General features: G+C 40.6%; 1 protein-coding gene. It reads right to left on the minus strand.

Annotation, left to right across the window (positions count from 1 at the left end; all coding sequences use genetic code 11):
* Nucleotides 1-319: 319 nt before the first annotated feature.
* On the minus strand, nucleotides 320-630 hold a 311-nt coding region (locus PPOP_RS17000), incomplete at its 5' end, for an imm11 family protein (protein ID WP_006287889.1).

The following is a 630-nucleotide window of genomic DNA, read 5'->3' on the forward strand; positions in this document are numbered from 1 at the left end:
AATCAACGACCACGAAAATGTTTGGGCTGGAAGACTGCTCACGAATCCTTCTCAGAAGAACTGTCGCACTTGGCTTGACAATCCGTCATTTAAATTTAAAATCGTGACGATGAATGTCGTTCGCAAATGGACAGGCCGAGTTTAAAATTGGTCAAATGCTGCTCCAGCTCTCGGTATTCTTTCCAGATCGAGTCGGCCAACATGTAAGCTAAGGGAATACGCCTCTTCAGGGGGCTCTTATATAAATGAGTGTACACCAAACTCTTGGAGACCCGCTTTTTTTGTTCAAACCTCACATTCATTCATTACAGGAATGGCTCTAAACTACCTTTACTTCAAGAAAGTCACAGCCAGTAATATTATTTCTCTCTATTTCCTCTTTTACCTTTCCCGAAACAAAGATAGCCATTTGACTCTTCTCTACTCTAAATATCTGTAGCTCTTTGATTGCATTCCACTTTAATGCGTACTTCCTTACAGAAAGCACCTTTTCATTTTCATCAAGCTCGAAGTTAGTTTTTGCCGATGTCTTTGCTGGTGTTTTTTTCAGTGTTTTCCCCAGCGCTTTTTTTCTAGCGATCTCAGCATTGATTTTTTTAAACGCCCAACTATTAGCGGGATCCAATGCTT

The sequence above is a fragment of the Paenibacillus popilliae ATCC 14706 genome (assembly GCF_000315235.1).
In the GTDB taxonomy this organism is placed as follows: Bacteria; Bacillota; Bacilli; order Paenibacillales; family Paenibacillaceae; genus Paenibacillus_B; species Paenibacillus_B popilliae.